The sequence below is a fragment of the Nitratireductor sp. L15S-10 genome (genome assembly GCF_045011005.1).
In the GTDB taxonomy this organism is placed as follows: Bacteria; Pseudomonadota; Alphaproteobacteria; order Rhizobiales; family Rhizobiaceae; genus Nitratireductor.
In genome coordinates, this window is the sequence record NZ_CP120674.1 from 2,350,369 (window position 1) to 2,365,710 (window position 15,342).

The 15,342-nt window shown below is 61.4% G+C and carries 18 protein-coding genes; 8 read left to right on the forward strand and 10 right to left on the reverse strand.

Annotated elements, in window-relative coordinates; all coding sequences use genetic code 11:
* From P2W41_RS11235 to P2W41_RS11265, 7 genes are read right to left on the reverse strand one after another with little or no spacing between them, the layout of a single operon-like run.
* The gene (locus P2W41_RS11235; RefSeq protein ID WP_404933184.1) at window positions 1-885 is read right to left on the reverse strand and encodes an alpha/beta hydrolase; all 885 of its coding nucleotides are present in this window, start codon (window positions 883-885) and stop codon (window positions 1-3) included.
* On the reverse strand, window positions 885-2,489 hold the full coding sequence (locus tag P2W41_RS11240) for a molybdopterin-binding/glycosyltransferase family 2 protein (protein ID WP_404933185.1): 1,605 nt from the start codon (window positions 2,487-2,489) through the stop codon (window positions 885-887). Before P2W41_RS11240 ends, P2W41_RS11235 begins: the two co-directional genes overlap by 1 nt.
* Window positions 2,486-3,190, reverse strand: coding sequence for an XdhC family protein (locus P2W41_RS11245; protein ID WP_404933186.1), 705 nt, complete (start codon window positions 3,188-3,190; stop codon window positions 2,486-2,488). Before P2W41_RS11245 ends, P2W41_RS11240 begins: the two co-directional genes overlap by 4 nt.
* Window positions 3,190-3,528, reverse strand: coding sequence for an XdhC family protein (locus P2W41_RS11250; RefSeq protein WP_404933187.1), 339 nt, complete (start codon window positions 3,526-3,528; stop codon window positions 3,190-3,192). The genes P2W41_RS11245 and P2W41_RS11250 overlap by 1 nt, the downstream gene beginning before the upstream one ends.
* A complete protein-coding gene (locus P2W41_RS11255; protein ID WP_292895215.1) occupies window positions 3,521-4,783 on the reverse strand; it encodes a VWA domain-containing protein in 1,263 nt (420 codons plus the stop codon). Before P2W41_RS11255 ends, P2W41_RS11250 begins: the two co-directional genes overlap by 8 nt.
* On the reverse strand, window positions 4,784-5,701 hold the full coding sequence (locus P2W41_RS11260) for an AAA family ATPase (protein ID WP_404933188.1): 918 nt from the start codon (window positions 5,699-5,701) through the stop codon (window positions 4,784-4,786).
* 41 nt (window positions 5,702-5,742) lie between these two features.
* Entirely contained in the window at window positions 5,743-6,237 is a 495-nt protein-coding gene (locus P2W41_RS11265; protein WP_292895212.1) for a flavin reductase, read from the reverse strand.
* A gap of 252 nt (window positions 6,238-6,489) precedes the next feature.
* Between P2W41_RS11265 and P2W41_RS11270 the strand changes: the two genes are divergently transcribed.
* From P2W41_RS11270 to purB, 5 genes are all read left to right on the forward strand, one after another.
* Complete coding sequence (locus P2W41_RS11270) at window positions 6,490-7,548, forward strand: branched-chain amino acid ABC transporter substrate-binding protein (protein WP_404933189.1); 1,059 nt, start codon at window positions 6,490-6,492, stop codon at window positions 7,546-7,548.
* Complete coding sequence (locus tag P2W41_RS11275; RefSeq protein WP_292895206.1) at window positions 7,548-8,561, forward strand: P1 family peptidase; 1,014 nt, start codon at window positions 7,548-7,550, stop codon at window positions 8,559-8,561. The genes P2W41_RS11270 and P2W41_RS11275 overlap by 1 nt, the downstream gene beginning before the upstream one ends.
* 30 nt (window positions 8,562-8,591) lie before the next feature.
* The gene (locus P2W41_RS11280) at window positions 8,592-9,317 is read left to right on the forward strand and encodes a DUF2259 domain-containing protein (protein WP_404933190.1); all 726 of its coding nucleotides are present in this window, start codon (window positions 8,592-8,594) and stop codon (window positions 9,315-9,317) included.
* 38 nt (window positions 9,318-9,355) lie between these two features.
* On the forward strand, window positions 9,356-9,853 hold the full coding sequence (locus P2W41_RS11285) for a hypothetical protein (protein ID WP_292895200.1): 498 nt from the start codon (window positions 9,356-9,358) through the stop codon (window positions 9,851-9,853).
* 61 nt (window positions 9,854-9,914) lie between these two features.
* The gene (gene purB / locus P2W41_RS11290; RefSeq protein ID WP_292900131.1) at window positions 9,915-11,222 is read left to right on the forward strand and encodes an adenylosuccinate lyase; all 1,308 of its coding nucleotides are present in this window, start codon (window positions 9,915-9,917) and stop codon (window positions 11,220-11,222) included.
* Window positions 11,223-11,302: 80 nt separating this feature from the next.
* On the opposite strand, the gene P2W41_RS11295 is transcribed toward purB, so the two are convergent.
* Entirely contained in the window at window positions 11,303-12,112 is an 810-nt protein-coding gene (locus tag P2W41_RS11295; RefSeq protein WP_404933191.1) for a VOC family protein, read from the reverse strand.
* A gap of 220 nt (window positions 12,113-12,332) precedes the next feature.
* Between P2W41_RS11295 and P2W41_RS11300 the strand changes: the two genes are divergently transcribed.
* Window positions 12,333-12,881: an RBBP9/YdeN family alpha/beta hydrolase gene (locus tag P2W41_RS11300; RefSeq protein WP_404934973.1), complete on the forward strand. Its 549-nt coding sequence runs from the start codon at window positions 12,333-12,335 to the stop codon at window positions 12,879-12,881.
* A 6-nt stretch (window positions 12,882-12,887) separates the two neighbouring features.
* On the opposite strand, the gene P2W41_RS11305 is transcribed toward P2W41_RS11300, so the two are convergent.
* Window positions 12,888-13,670 carry an HpcH/HpaI aldolase/citrate lyase family protein gene (locus tag P2W41_RS11305; protein WP_292895194.1) on the reverse strand — a complete coding sequence of 261 codons (783 nt, stop codon included), beginning with the start codon at window positions 13,668-13,670 and terminating at the stop codon, window positions 12,888-12,890.
* Window positions 13,671-13,674: 4 nt separating this feature from the next.
* Window positions 13,675-13,998: a DUF1476 domain-containing protein gene (locus P2W41_RS11310; protein WP_292895191.1), complete on the reverse strand. Its 324-nt coding sequence runs from the start codon at window positions 13,996-13,998 to the stop codon at window positions 13,675-13,677.
* 271 nt (window positions 13,999-14,269) lie between these two features.
* On the opposite strand from P2W41_RS11310, the gene purC reads away from it, so the two are divergent.
* Window positions 14,270-15,058: a phosphoribosylaminoimidazolesuccinocarboxamide synthase gene (purC, locus tag P2W41_RS11315; protein ID WP_223020479.1), complete on the forward strand. Its 789-nt coding sequence runs from the start codon at window positions 14,270-14,272 to the stop codon at window positions 15,056-15,058.
* 29 nt (window positions 15,059-15,087) lie between these two features.
* Window positions 15,088-15,330, forward strand: a complete 243-nt coding sequence (gene purS, locus P2W41_RS11320) for a phosphoribosylformylglycinamidine synthase subunit PurS (RefSeq protein ID WP_292895185.1) — start codon at window positions 15,088-15,090, stop codon at window positions 15,328-15,330.
* Window positions 15,331-15,342: the final 12 nt, after the last annotated feature.

Consider the following 15,342-nt stretch of genomic DNA (forward strand, 5'->3'; position numbering starts at 1 on the left):
TCATTGCTGCGCGAGCATCCAGTTCAGCGTTTCGCGCCAATCGGTCATGCGGATCGGCGTGCCGTGTGTGCCGGTCTCGAAGCGCACGAAGCGGGCGGGATAACCCTTTGCCGATGAGAGGATTTTTCTAAAAAACGCTTCCTGCCGCTCGACCGGAAACACGCGGTCATTGCTGCCGTGACCGAAGAACACCGGCACACGGGCTGCAAAAGCCGGGCTCTTGAGAAACGCCTCATGCCACAGGGAGCCGAGCAGCAACAACCCGCCTAGCCGATCCACCATCGATGCATCTTCCGCCAGCCACCAGCACTGCACGCCGCCCATTGAGCCACATGCGACAAACACGGGCGCGCCCGGCGAAGCGGCCGCGTAATGGGAGATGAGCGCCGCGATCTGTTGTTTCCCACGTGCCTCGAAATCCGCGACATCAGGCGACAGATACAGCCCGCCGCTCTTCACCATCAGGTTCTTGATGCGGTTGAAATTGCCGCCGAAGGTGAAATCGTTCACACCCTGCCGTCGGTTGCCGCCCTGCCCATGCAGATAGATCACGATGGCGCTCGCGCCCCTGGTCTTCCCCACTGCAAAATATCGAACCGGCCCGGCTTCTGTCCGAAGTGAAAGCTCCTGCTGCGCGCTGCGCACACCAGTGGAGACATAGCGGCCCTCGACGCGGCGCTCCGGCACAGCATCGCGGCCATTGATGTCACGCATTTCCTGGTAGTCGACAACGCGGTAGGCGCCGCCATCACTTGTCCCAAGAAAAGCCGGATAGGCAAAGAGCCGGTCCTTGTGCGCAGCGAGTTCGAAAGCCTGCGTCGCCGTTACTCCACAAAACGCGAAAATGGAGAAAAAACAGAGGTTTGTAATGGAAATGAAATTCATTAATTCAACACGCCACCCGCTTTTTCCAGGGCCTCCGGCGTGTCCACGTCGATATGTGCCGCCGCACCCGTCTCCACATCGATCACCGAAACCAGCCCCTGTTCCACCACATGCCTTGCGCCCGTGTCGCCTTCAAGCCGCGCCACTTCGGCAAAGAGCACGCGTGGAAGGATCACCGGATTGCCGCGTTTGCCATTGTGGGTTGCCCGAACCACGGAATTGCCGCCCGCCTTCACAAACGCGTCCACGAGCCGGTTGAGATCCTCGCTTCCGATCTGCGGCATGTCCGCCAGCATGATAAGCGCACCAGAAGCCTCTTCCGGCAGTGCGGAAATGCCGGTTTTGAGAGAGGTCGACAGCCCCTCCTGATAGGCTCCGTTGATCGCAACGCCCAGACCAAGTCCGTCAAGCGCCGTCTTCACCCGCTCCGCCTCATGCCCGAGCACGGCCACAGCCCCTTTGATGTGGGCCTTCGCAAGTTCGGCTCCAGTCCGGCGCACCAGCGGCACGTCATCGAAACTGGCGAGGAGCTTGTTGTGGGCTCCCATCCGCCGCGACTGTCCAGCCGCCAGAAGCACGCCCCACACAGCCAACTCGCGCGACGGGGCTTTTCCTTCGCGCGGCTGAGGCCGCGTCGGAATTTCGGCGAGCAGCCCGCCGACCCCCATCCCGGCAATATCTGACGATAAAACGGCGATCCCGGCCATCAGCCGATCGAGTACCCAGTCGAAACCATTCGTTTTCGGGCTGCGCGCGCACCCGGGCGCGCCGATCACCGGCTTGCCATCAATGGTGCCAATCACCAGAAGATTACCCGGATCAACCGGCATGCCGACCCGCTCCACAGTCCCGCCGGCTTTGTGGATCGCAGCCGGGATCACGTCGTCCGCGTCACACACGGCCGATGCGCCGAAAACGAGCAGCATGTCGCTTTCATCCTTGAGCGCCGTGATGGCGCGCGCGACGGCGTCGGCCTCATGTGCAGGCCGCAGCTCGCGCGTGACATGGCTCCCCGAACGCGCCAGCCGCTCACCAGTGATCCGCGCCGTTTTGTCGAGAACGCTGTCTTTCAGGCCCGGCAGCGCCGTCTGCACCACGCCAACCGAATGCGGCCGGAACGGTGCAACGCGAAACACGTCCTCACGGATCTCGTCCACCGCCTCGCTCACCCTGCGAGCAGGGACGGCAAAGGGGATGATCTTCACCGTCGCCACCATCTGCCCTTCGGTCACCGGGCTGTAATCTGGCAGCGTGGCAAGCGTGATGGCCGGGTCAACGGCGTTCAGCCGGTCCACAGCCTCCTTGTCGACGATGAAGAGACCTGCCTTTTCAGCATAAAAGTTCACCCGCCCCGTGGAGGGAGGCCGCACGGCAATTCCGTCAACGGCAAGCCGTTTCGCCAGCCGTTCTGCCGCCTGATCCTCGTCCAGATCGTCAGGTTCGAGCTTGGCCGCAATCACGGTCGAAACACCTTCCGCCCGCAAAAGTGCAACGTCTTCTGCCGTCAGCCGGTGCGCCTTGCGCAGGCGCGTGCCGCCGGCCAGCGTCGAATGCGCAAGCACCGCCCCTTCGGCGTCCTTGATGGCGAGCGGCCCAAACTTCACGACGGGAGGTCCCCGCCATCAAATCCGCGCGTCCTCAGCGCCCTGATAACCGCGCCGAGCACCGCCACGGCGATCTCGGCCGGCGTCGCTGCTCCGATATCGAGGCCGATGGGCGCATCGATCCGCTCCAGCGCGGCGCTGGCGACGCCCGTATCCATCAAACGCTCCACACGCCTGGCATGGGTCTTCCGGCTTCCCAGCGCACCGATGTAAAAACACTTCGCCTCGAAGGCTGCCTTCAAGGCCGGATCGTCGATTTTCGGGTCATGGGTGAGAGCTGCCAGTGCCGTATAGGCATCGAGCGGCTGGCGCGCCAGCGCTTCATCCGGCCATTCGGCGTGTAGCGCCACACCGGGAAACCGCTCCGGCGAGGCAAAGGCCGTGCGCGGGTCGATGATCGTCAGGTCAAACCCGGCAATCTTCGCCATCGGCGCCAGCGCCTGGCTGATATGCACCGCGCCAATCACCACGAGACGCGGCGCGGGCAGATGCACGTTGAGGAAAAAATTCCGACCGTCGACCTCCGCCACACCAGATTTTCCGGAACGGAAGACGCGCGCCACGGCCTCACCCAGGGCTCCCGCCACCGCATCGCCCTCGCAGATCACCCGGTCTCGTCCGTCGCCCAGATCCGTCAACAGGATCGCGGCCCTGCGGTCGCGCCGCAGCGCGTTCAGCTTCTTCAGCGAATGCGGATCCACTAGCCAAGCCTCTCCACATAAACCCTGATGCGTCCGCCGCAGGAAAGGCCCACCTCCCAGGCGGCCTCGTCGGCGACACCGAATTCCAGCATGCGCGCCTTGCCCTCGGCAAGCACATCTGCAGCTTCTGCGATCACCGCGCCTTCCACACAGCCGCCCGAAACCGAGCCCTCGAAACTGCCGTCCGCGTCGATCACGAGATGGCTGCCAACCGGACGCGGCGCAGATCCCCAGGTTTCAACCACGGTGGCAATCACCACATCGCGGCCGGCCTTCATCCATTCCTCCGCGATCATCAGCGGATCGCGCGCATGGTCTCTTTCAACAAGATCAGACATTGGCGTTTCTCCCGCCTTTCATATGGGCACGCTGGAAGTGCCGTGCCAAGTCCCCGCTGCTTGTCGGTGCCGTCAGCGCGGCCACGAGATCACCAAGCGCGTCGAGCGTGTGCACCGCGCGCAGCTCATCCACATATGGCAGCATGGCCCGCATGCCGCGTGCGCGCGGCTCGAACCCGTCAAACCCGAGCAAGGGGTTCAGCCAGATCAACCGCCGGCAGGATTTCGAAAGCCGCTCCATCTCGCGTGACAGAACCTCGATATGGTCGCGCTCCAGTCCGTCCGTGATCAAAAGCACGATGGCGCCCTGCCCCAGAACCCGGCGCGACCAGAGGCGGTTGAAGTCACCGAGCGCCGTGCCGATCCGTGTGCCACCCGACCAGTCGCGCACGGTGTCTGACGCCTCGTGCATCGCTTCGTCGGGATCACGCCGGCTAAGCGCACGCGTGATGTTGGTCAGACGCGTGCCGAAGGTGAAACTGTGAACGCGCCTGCGCTTCTCCGTCAGCGCATGCAAAAAATGCAGGAAAACACGCGAATACTGGCTCATCGAGCCCGAAATATCGACCAGCGCCACCAGCGGTGGGGCGGTCTCACGCGGTGAGCGGAATTTCGGAAGGATCAGGTCCCCGCCCGTGCGCAGGCTCGACCGCAGCATGGCGTGAGGGTCGATCCGCACGCCATGGGGATCGGGTCTGAAGCGGCGCGTCGCTATCCTGTCGAACGGCAGGGCAAGGTCGCGCATCGCAAGGCGGGCCTCCGCCAGCTCCGCAGCCGACATCTGCGCGAAATCCTTGCCGCGCAGCACCTCCATCGCCGTAAAGGAAAGGCGCGCATCCAGCTCGAATTCCGGGCGTTTCCTGATGATCGCGCGCCGTTCCTCTTCGAGCGCATCTTCCGCACGGCGGTCGCCGGCGCGCTTTTTCTCGCGCAGCACTTCCGCCTCCTCGCCATCCTCGCCGCCGTCCGCATCGTCGCGATCCTCGCGACGGGCCCAGTAAAGACGGAACACGGCATCGAACACTGCGTGGTCCTCGCGCCGTGAAATCATGGTCGAATGCAGCGTCCAGTAGAAATCGGAGCGGTTCTCAATGCCGACCGAAAGCACGGCGCGCACCGCATCCATCACTGACGCAGGCCCGATCCTGAGACCGGCGCGGCGCAGCATCCGGGCAAAGCCGACAATGCGGTTTGCAAGCCGCGCGCCCTCGGGTTCTGGCAGGGCGTCTTTGGGCATTGCCGGGGCGGCGGCCATTCAGCCGACCCTCACCTCTTCCAGAACCCGCACGCCCTCGCCCTCCTCCATCCGTGCAATATCGTCCTGGTATTTCAGGAGAACGCCCATTGTGTCGGACACGGTTTCGGCATCGAGCGCCTCCTTGCCCAGCGCGGTCAGCGCTGTGGCCCAGTCGATCGTTTCGGCAACGCCGGGGGCCTTGAAGAGATCGAGCTCACGCAATTTCTGAACGAACACCACGACCTGTTTTGCGAGCGTCGCATTGGCGTTCGGCACCTTGCGGGCAAGAATATCGAGCTCGCGCTGCGCGTCCGGGTAATCGACCCAGTGGTATAGGCAGCGCCGTTTCAGCGCGTCGTGGATTTCGCGTGTTCGGTTGGTGGTGATCACGACAATGGGCGGTTCTGCAGCCCTGATCGTGCCAAGCTCCGGCACGCTCACCTGAAAGTCGGATAGCACTTCCAGAAGATAAGCCTCGAATGCCTCGTCGGCCCGGTCAAGCTCATCGATCAGAAAGACCGGCGGTCCGCCGGTGCTGCTCTCCAGCGCTTCCAGAACTGGACGCCGGATCAGGTATTTTTCAGAAAAAACACCGCTTTCCATTTCCGCGCGGTCATCAATGCCCGATGCCTCGGCCATGCGGATCTCGATCATCTGCGCGGCGTAGTTCCACTCATAGACGGCGGAGGAGACGTCGAGACCCTCATAACATTGCAGCCGGATGAGTTTACGGCCGAGCCGGTCGGCAAGCACCTTGGCGATCTCTGTCTTGCCGACACCCGCCTCGCCTTCCAGAAACAGCGGCCGCTGCATGGTCAGGCTGAGAAAAAGCACGGTGGCAAGCGAGCGGTCGGCCACATAGCCGCCCTCGGTCAGAAGCGCCAGTGTTTCATCGATGGATTGCGGCAGGCCGCGGGTGCTCGATTGGGCCATCATTCCCCCAAAGTGTTTCCCGGATGGAGCTCAGGATCGAGAAGCTACAATACCCGGTAGCCGCGTTCATGATAGAGGAGCGGGCTGGATTTTTCGCCGATGCTGAGACCGGCAACCCGGCCGAAATAGACCCGGTGCGTGCCCAGTTCCACGGTCTCGACCACGTGGCAGTCGAAAACAGCCAGCGCGTCGGGAAGTGTGGGCGCGCCGGTGGCGATCGTTTCCCAATTCGCAAGAGCAAAGCGATCTTCGGGCGAAAGCCCGGTTAGTCCAGAGAATGCGTTGGAGAGATCCTGATGGTCCGCCGTCAATGTGTTGAGTGCGAACACACCATTCTTCACAAAGCTGTCATTGTTCGGGTTTTCGCGATTGAGGCAAACCAGCACCGTGGGTGGATTGTCGGAAACCGAACAGGCTGCAATGGCCGTCACGCCGCGCCTGCCAGCCGGCCCATCGGTGGTGACCACATGAACGGCGCCGGCAAAACGTGCCATGGCATCGCGATAGTGGCGTGGCTCGATCTCGTTGGTCTTAAGCACAGTCAACTCTTTTCAACTCTCATGCGCGATATAGGGTCGGTGGAGAGCCATACCAAGGCGCACCGATACCCGACAGTGCAAAAAGCAGAAAAAGCGGTACGCCAGCCGAACACTTCAGGCACGAGACTATTACCAGAAGTGCTTTATGACACAGTTATTTACCAGTTCAGCAGCTTTGCGGTTAAGTTCTGATGCCGGCGGGCTGATTCCCATGCTACTGCGTGACCGTCAAACGGGTAACTGAACCACGATATGCGTCGCTTCGCCATTTTCATCTTTTGCAGCCTCGCTGCCTTCAGTCAGCCTGCCGCCCATGCGCAGGAGCCGCTCGTGGGGCTGGCCGCGCCATTGACCGAGAATTTTGAGCTGCTTGGACAGCAGATGCGTGACGGAGCGCGTGTGGCGGCTCAGTCCACCGGTGCGCAGATCGTTGAAGCCGATACGCAGTGCAGCACTGAAGGTGGGCAGGCCGCGGCCCGCTCACTCATCGATCAGAAAGTGTCAGTGGTGGTGGGCTTTCTGTGTACAGACGCCATCGACGCAGCTCTCCCTCTCCTGGCGGAAGCCGGCATTCCCGTCATAACGCCCGGGGTGCGCACCTCAGCCCTGACCGATCAGCGCGAGCGCACAGGCTGGCCGATTTTTCGTACGGCACCGCGAGCTGATGCGGAGCGCGATGCTGTAGCTCGCCTACTCCTGCCCCGCTGGCGTGATGCCTTCTTTGCCATTGTGGACGATGGGACGATCTATGGGCGCGAACTGGCGGAAAACCTGCGCGCCACTGCCGAGCTGCAGGAACTCAAGCCCGTCTTCCTCGATACGTTCCGCCCGCAGCTCGACAACCAGATCGCACTGGCCGGCCGCCTGAAACGCTCGGGCGCGACCCATGTATTCGTGGGTGGTGATCGCAGCGATATTGCCATTCTGGCTCGCGACGCAGCGGGCATGGAGTACGATCTGGTCATTGCCGGCGGCGAAGCGTTGCGCGCGGAGGAAAGCGCCATACCGCTTGCGGAGGGAACGCTGATGATTGGTCTGCCGCGGTGGGCCGATATTGCCACCGAGACCGCCAGAAGCGCCCTCGATGATGCAGGCATCGTTCCCGACGGATACGTTTTGCCTGCCTTTGCAGCCACCGAACTTGCCGTCGCCGCGCTTCGTGCCGGGTCCGGCCCCATCGTCCAGGCACTCCAGTCCGGCACGTTCCAGACAGCGCTCGGACCTTATTCCTTCGATGAGAAGGGCGATCTGGAGCAACCCCTTTACCGGCTGTTCCTCTTTGACGGGCAGACGTTTGAGGAGGTTGAGTGATGTGGCGCAAGGGGCCCCGCAACCTGATCACCGATGTGGCGGGGCTCACGGTCGGCAATCACACCGACCAGCGCGTCAAATCCGGTGTCACGACAATTTTGTGCGAAACACCTGCGACGGCAGGTGTTCAGGTTCTTGGCGGCGCACCGGGGACACGCGAAACCGATGCGCTGGAGCCGCATAACCTGGTCGACGGGGTGGACGCCATCACACTGTCGGGCGGTTCGGCCTTCGGCATCGATGCGGCGGCAGGCGTTCAGGCGGCGCTGCGCGAGATGGGCCGGGGTTTTGAAATTCTGGGTTTTCGCGTGCCCATCGTGCCCGGCGCCATCCTCTTCGACCTGCCGAATGGTGGCGACAAGGACTGGGGTCGTTTCTCCCCCTACCGGGATTTCGGCTTTTCGGCCGCCATGGCCGCATCACGGGATTTCGAGATTGGCACGGCTGGTGCTGGCACCGGCGCAACCACGGCCACGCTTAAAGGCGGCCTCGGCTCTGCTTCCACCTTGCTTGAAAATGGCATCACTGTCGGTGCGCTCGTTGCCGTGAATGCGGTGGGCTCCGTCACCGTGGGCGACACACCGCACTTCTGGGCCGCCCCCTTTGAACTCGATGACGAGTTTGGCGGTCTCGGCCTGCCTCATCCAATGCCGGCGGATGCTTCCGCCGTCACCACCAAGATGCGCACGGCGGCGCGCGGCAATACAACCATTGCAGTCATCGCCACCGATGCAAAGCTCGACAAACCTGCCGCAAAACGTCTCGCCATCGCTGCTCATGACGGTTTCGCGCGCGCCATCTGGCCGGCGCACACACCGGTCGACGGTGACCTTGTCTTTGCGCTATCGACCGGCCGCAGCGAAACGCCCCTTGACCTTGAAGCCGTGATCGATCTCAACGCCGCTGCCGCCGCAACTATGGCACGAGCCATTGCCAGGGGCGTTTTCGCGGCGAAACCGGACAAAAGTGATATATTTCCCACTTGGGCGGAAAAATCTGTCGTAGGGCAGTGAGACCAGCATTCAGCCGAAAGGAATTTCATCATGAAGCACTTTCTCATGGCACTGTGCGCCGCCACACTTCTTGCCACCTCATCTTCGGCTCATGCGGGAGATACGGCCTCGGTCGAGGTCCTCGGCTTTTCAGCGGACGGTGCCACATTCGCCTTCGAGGAATTCGGCATTCAGGACGGATCCGGCTTCCCCTACGCAAATCGCTATTACATCGACACCGCCAATGACAGTTTCCTCCCCGGCACACCCATCCGCGTGACCCTTGAGCAGGATGGTGCTGGCATTTCCGATGCACGCGCTCTGGCAAGAACGCAGGCTCAATCCGTCATTGCCGACACCATACTTGCTGAAAATCGTGGTTTCACTGCGGGTTGGAACGCCGTGACGGAGCAATCCGCAGATCCTTTCCGGATGGCCGTCAATCCGCGTCCGGTTTTTCCCGCCATCGACAGCCCTCTTGAATTCCGCCTGGCTGAACTGCCCATGCCGGACGGAGCAGAATGTTATGGTTTTGGCGAACCGGCCGGCTTCCGCCTCACCCGCATTGCCACAGAGGCCGGGGCTGAAACCGTGCTTGTGCATGAAGACAGTGCGATCCCACAGAGCCGCGGTTGCCCTCTCGGTTATGCAATCAGCGGCATCCAGACCTTCTATCCGGACGGTGGCACACCGGTCTTCGCAGTGATGATTGCCATGCGCAAAGTGGGCTTTGAAGGGCCTGACCATCGATTTATCGCCGTTACCGGTCGGCTTTAGACGCTGATGTTCGGCGGCGACGAAAGCCTGGTTTCTCCGTGAGGCGGTGTCTGGTCAGACTCCGGCAGGCGCTGCCGTCGCCGATACTGGCATTGAAGGGCGCACTCGTCTGGGGCGTGCTCATGGGCGTCAACATGCTCGTGTTCCTGTGGTCACGCGGATGGCAGACATTGCCGCAAGTGACGGCGCTGACCTTCATCTTTGCGCTTGGTGCGGCTCTCGCTTTTCCTCTCGGCCACACTTTTCAGGCGCTTCTTGCACGCAGATCCGAACCGGAAACTCGCTTCGCTGCCGCGTTTGTCTCCTTCGCGGCCGCCACCATCTGCATCACAGCAGCGCTGTACGCGTTGCAGTATCGTGCCTATTACGCTCAGTGGCACGGTGATCCCTTTTCGATCCGGTGGATACTTCATTTCGTTTTCACCACTGCGGGTGCTGTCTATCAATTTGCCGTCATAGGGCTTCGCGTCTATTTTCCCTGGGGATTGGCTGCACTTTTTGCCCTCTCCTACCTCTATGCCGCCAAGCCGCGTTGAGGAAATCGCGCAGCTCTGCTAGTCAGGCGCCGACCCCACTTTCATGGAAGGCAAGGCACGCATGATCCCGCGCTATTCGCGGCCGGAAATGGCCGCCATCTGGTCGCCCGAGACCAAGTTCCGCATCTGGTTCGAAATCGAGGCCCATGCCGCAGACGCGATGGCTGAACTCGGCATTGTCCCGAAAGAGGCTGCCAGGACCATCTGGGACAAGGCCGGCAACGCCACATTCGACATCGACCGGATCGACGAGATCGAGCGCGAGACGAAGCACGACGTCATCGCCTTCCTGACACATCTGGCGGAGATTGTCGGGCCCGAGGCCCGCTTCGTGCATCAGGGCATGACCTCTTCCGACGTGCTCGACACCTGTCTTAGCGTCCAGCTCGTGCGCGCCACCGACATCCTGCTCGACGATCTCGACAAATTGCTCGCGGCTTTGAAGAAACGCGCCTTCGAACACAAGGATACCGTTACCATCGGCCGCAGCCACGGCATCCATGCCGAGCCGACCACATTCGGCGTCAAACTGGCGCAGGCCTATGCCGAGTTCGAGCGTTGCCGCACCCGCCTCGTCAATGCGCGTGAGGAGATTGCCACCTGCGCCATTTCCGGCGCCGTCGGCACTTTCGCCAACATCGACCCGAGCGTCGAGGCACATGTGGCAGAGAAAATGGGCCTGAAGCCGGAGCCCGTCTCCACACAGGTTATCCCGCGCGACCGTCACGCCATGTATTTTGCCACCCTCGCGGTGATTGCCTCTTCGATCGAGCGTCTTTCGGTCGAGGTCCGGCATCTGCAGCGCACCGAGGTGCTGGAAGCGGAGGAGTATTTCTCGCCGGGCCAGAAGGGCTCGTCAGCCATGCCGCACAAGCGCAACCCTGTGCTCTCGGAAAACCTGACCGGTCTTGCCCGCATGGTGCGCGCCTATGCCATGCCCGCCATGGAAAACGTGGCACTCTGGCACGAGCGCGACATCTCGCACTCCTCGGTGGAGCGCATGATCGGCCCGGACGCCACCGTCACGCTCGATTTCGCGCTGATGCGTCTCACCGGCATGATGGAAAAGCTGGTGGTCTATCCCGAAGCGATGGAGAAAAACCTCAACAAGTTCCGTGGCCTTGTCCATTCGCAGCGTGTGCTTCTGGCGCTCACCCAGGCAGGTGTGTCGCGCGAGGATGCCTATCGGCTGGTGCAGCGCAACGCCATGAAAGTCTGGGAAGAAGGCGCCGATTTCCTTGAGGAACTTCTGGGCGACAAGGACGTTCGCGCCGCACTCTCGGAAGAAGACATCCGCGAGAAATTCGACCTCGGCTACCACACCAAACATGTGAACACGATCTTCGAGCGGGTTTTCGGCGAAAGCTGATCTTTCCGCCCTGAACGCAAGAACGCCGGCGCGTCACCCGATACGCCGGCGCTTTACTGTGTGGGACGCTGGGAGCTCGATCAGCTCGCCGGTGAAACGCGGATCACCGTGCCCCAGGGATCCGCAAACTCCATGCCCGCCGTCGCAGTCCTGCTCTTCAGTTCCAGCCAGGAAAGTCCTGCGCGGTGGGGATTGCGTTTTCCTGCCCCGGCGCTGCGCCAGCTGTTCGCGCCGATATGGTGGTGGTAGCCACCTGTTGCCAGAAACACGGCCTGCGATCCGTAGCGGGTCATCGTCTCAAAGCCCTGTGCCTCGTGCCACCAGGCCTCCGCCGTCTTCGGGTCGCCCACGCGCAGATGCACATGGCCGATGACGGTGTTCTCCGGCGCGCCCTGCCAGCCTTCATCCCCCGCGGGCAGCGTGGACAGCAGGCTGGAAAAATCGAGCCGTTCCGTTGCCATTGCAATGCCGTCTTCGTTTTTTGTCCAGCTTTCGGGGTCGCGGTCGGCATAAATCTCGATACCGTTGCCTTCAGGGTCCGAAAGATAGAGGGCTTCGCTCACCAGATGGTCTGAAGCCCCTTCGATCTGCATGTTCCGGTCACGCGCAAAAAGCGCCCAGCGCGCCAGATCGGTGCGGTCGGGTAGCAGGAATGCCGTGTGAAAGAGCCCGGCCTCACGCGGGTTGTCCGGTTCGGCAAAGCGGTCCTCGGCGATCTCCAGCAGCGTGCGACCACCCGCCCCCAGCGCAATCGCGCCATCGTTGCTTTCCATTTCCTGAAAGCCCAGGATATCGGCATAGAATGCGGCCAATGCCCGCGCATCGCGTGCTCTCAGGCCCACGCGACCGATGCTCACCGGGGTGGTTGCAGCGAAGGGAAACCCGTCCATGGCTATATCTCCAATAATGCGGCAGCCGGCCGTTTCGGCGGGCCACCTCGCGTTTCCCTGAAACTGGCGTGTCATACCCGGGCGCACAAGCATGTGTCGGGAGAACACTTCGTTCACAATTTCAACACCAATTATGAATTATCGTTCGAGACAATTCAAAATCGTGCTTCCAATTGGCGAACGCTTGCATGCAACCGTTACGATGGCTACATGGCCGGCCATGAAAGCTTCCGATGCAGACATCCTCATCATCCCCGGTTACACCAATTCGGGACCCGATCACTGGCAGACGCGGTGGCAATCCCGCCTGTCCACGGCGCGACGTGTCGAACAGGAAGCCTGGTCGAAACCAGTGCGCGAAGACTGGGTCGCCAAAGTCGCAAAAGCCGTCAATGAAGCGGAGAAGCCGGTTGTTCTGGTCGCACATTCGCTGGGTGTCGCCACCGCCGTGCAGGCAATTCCTGAATTTACAAAACCCGTCGCCGGCGCGTTCTTTGTAGCACCGCCGGACGTGGCCAACAGCAGGATCAGGCCGAAACACCTGATGACGTTCGGCCCCTATCCGCGCGACCCGCTACCCTTCCCGTCCATCACCATCGCCAGCCGAAACGACCATTTCTGCGCGTTTGACGTCGCAGAGGATATTGCCGCGGCGTGGGGGTCGCTTTTTCTGGATGCAGGGGAATCCGGCCATATCAACGCCGAATCGGGATTTGGCCCGTGGCCGGAAGGCTCCATGACCTTCGCCAAATTCCTGCAGCAGCTCTGAACGCCTTCAGTTTTGAACGGAATCGCGGGCGGCCTGAAGCATGGCCGGCGCGCCCTGAGCCATATACGCCGCTTCCGATCCCATGGCGAACAATCTGAAACCCATGGCGTAGAAACGCCCGACAAGGCGCGGATCGACCACGTAAATGGCTGCGTGTTTACCGAGAGCCCGGGCCTTTTGAGCAATGGACGCAATCGCGGGCATCATCTCTTCAAGAGCCGGATCAACCGTCCTGCCGTTCGTCCAGGCGATGGAGAAATCCGACGGGCCAACCAGAACACCGTCAATACCCTCCACTTCAAGAATGTCGTCAAGCGCGGCAAGCGCTTGCCGGGTCTCGATCATGGCGAAGGCGACCGTGCCCGCATTGGCCGTCTCAAGCCAGGCCTGACCGTCAGACGCGCCTTCACGGGGCATTGCGAAACTAGGCCCCCAGGATCGGAGCCCGACGGGCGGATATTTCATCGCCGCTGCGAATGCACGAGCATCGTCGACCGAGTTTACCATCGGCGCGATCACCGCCTCCGCGCCCATGTCGAGCGCACGGCTTGCCATGTCGAAACGCCCTACCGGGATACGCACCAGAGGATGTCTGTCATTCAGCCGGATGGCGCCAATTCCGCGCAGCACGCTGTCTTCATGATGCCCGCCATGCTGCATATCGAGCGTGACGGCACCGAAGTCGAGGCCAGCAAGGAGCTCGACAGTCTGCGAATCGGGAATGGAAGACCAGGCGGAGAAAACGCTCTCGCCTGCTTCAAGCCGGGCGGCCAGTGACGGTGTTGACACGGGCCTACTCGCTGTTCTTGACCTGCTCGATCGCCGTGGCGAGCAATTCGTCCATCGTGCGGCGAATCTGGTGATCCGACTGCTGAACGCCTGCCGCATCGAAATCCTTGCGCACCTTGCGGAACACGTCGTCATCGCCGGCTTCCTCGAAATCGGCATTCACGACTTCGCGTGCGTACGCTTCGGCATCGTCACCGCTTTTGCCCAGGAGATCGGCCGCCCACAGGCCGAGCAACTTGTTGCGGCGCGCCATGGCCTTGAATTTCTGGGTCTCGTCGTGAACGAACTTGTTCTCGAACGCGTCTTCACGGTCTTTCATATTGGCCATTTCGCAAATCCTCCGGCTCGGGCATCGTCTGGCGATGCGGAAACATCTGATTGGGAAGCAGAAACCAGAAGCCCCGTCCCGGGTCAATACGCTCGTTTGGCGCATCCGTTCTTTGCCGGTGGGGCACAAACTCGTTGGCTATCACAAATGGCAATTGTGGTATGAGTGGGTTTGCGCTAGAGACCGCGTGAAACGATGCATCCATGAAACTGCCGCATTGCGGAACTTCCGCGCGAAGTTTCCCTGTCTAGGCAACGGACCAGGAAAAGCCATGAACCGTCGTCGCCGCATTTATGAGGGCAAGGCCAAAATTCTTTATGAAGGCCCCGAGCCCGGCACCTTGATCCAGTTCTTCAAGGACGACGCCACAGCCTTCAACAAGAAGAAGCACGAGATTGTCGATGGCAAGGGCGTGCTCAACAACCGGATCTCGGAGTATATTTTCGAGCATCTGAACCGGATCGGCATCCCGACTCACTTCATTCGCCGGCTCAACATGCGTGAGCAGCTGATCAAGGAAGTGGAGATCATTCCGCTCGAGATCGTTGTGCGCAATGTCGCTGCCGGCTCGCTCGCCAAGCGGCTGGGCATCGAAGAAGGCACCGTTCTGCCCCGTTCGATCATCGAGTTCTACTACAAGGCCGATGCGCTGGACGATCCAATGGTCTCTGAAGAGCACATCACCGCGTTCGGCTGGGCAAGTCCTCAGGAAATCGACGACATGATGGCGCTCGCCATTCGCGTCAATGATTTCCTCACTGGCCTTTTCCTCGGAGTCGGCATCCAGCTCGTCGACTTCAAGATGGAATGCGGGCGTCTGTGGGAAAACGAGATGATGCGCGTCATCGTGGCCGACGAAATCTCTCCCGATTCCTGTCGCCTGTGGGACACCACCACGCAGGACAAGATGGACAAGGACCGTTTCCGTCGCGATATGGGCGGGCTCGTGGAAGCCTATCAGGAAGTGGCCCGTCGTCTCGGCATCATGAACGAGAACGAGCCGCCGCGCGGCAACGGCCCTGTCCTCGTATCCTCCAAAGACAACAAGACACGCCATTAGGCGTGGCAGGAAATTCAGGGAGTATCAAAGTGATCAAGGCCCGCGTCACCGTGACGTTGAAGAACGGCGTTCTGGACCCCCAGGGAAAAGCCATTGAAGGCGCACTCGATGCGCTTGGTTTCCCCGGTGTCGGCTCGGTGCGCCAGGGCAAGGTCTTTGATCTGGAGCTTGAGGGTTCCGACAAGGCCAAGGCCGAGAGCGACCTCAGCGCCATGTGCGAAAAGCTTCTGGCGAACACCGTGATTGAGGACTACACTGTCTCAGTTACCTGAGGTTGTGAAGAA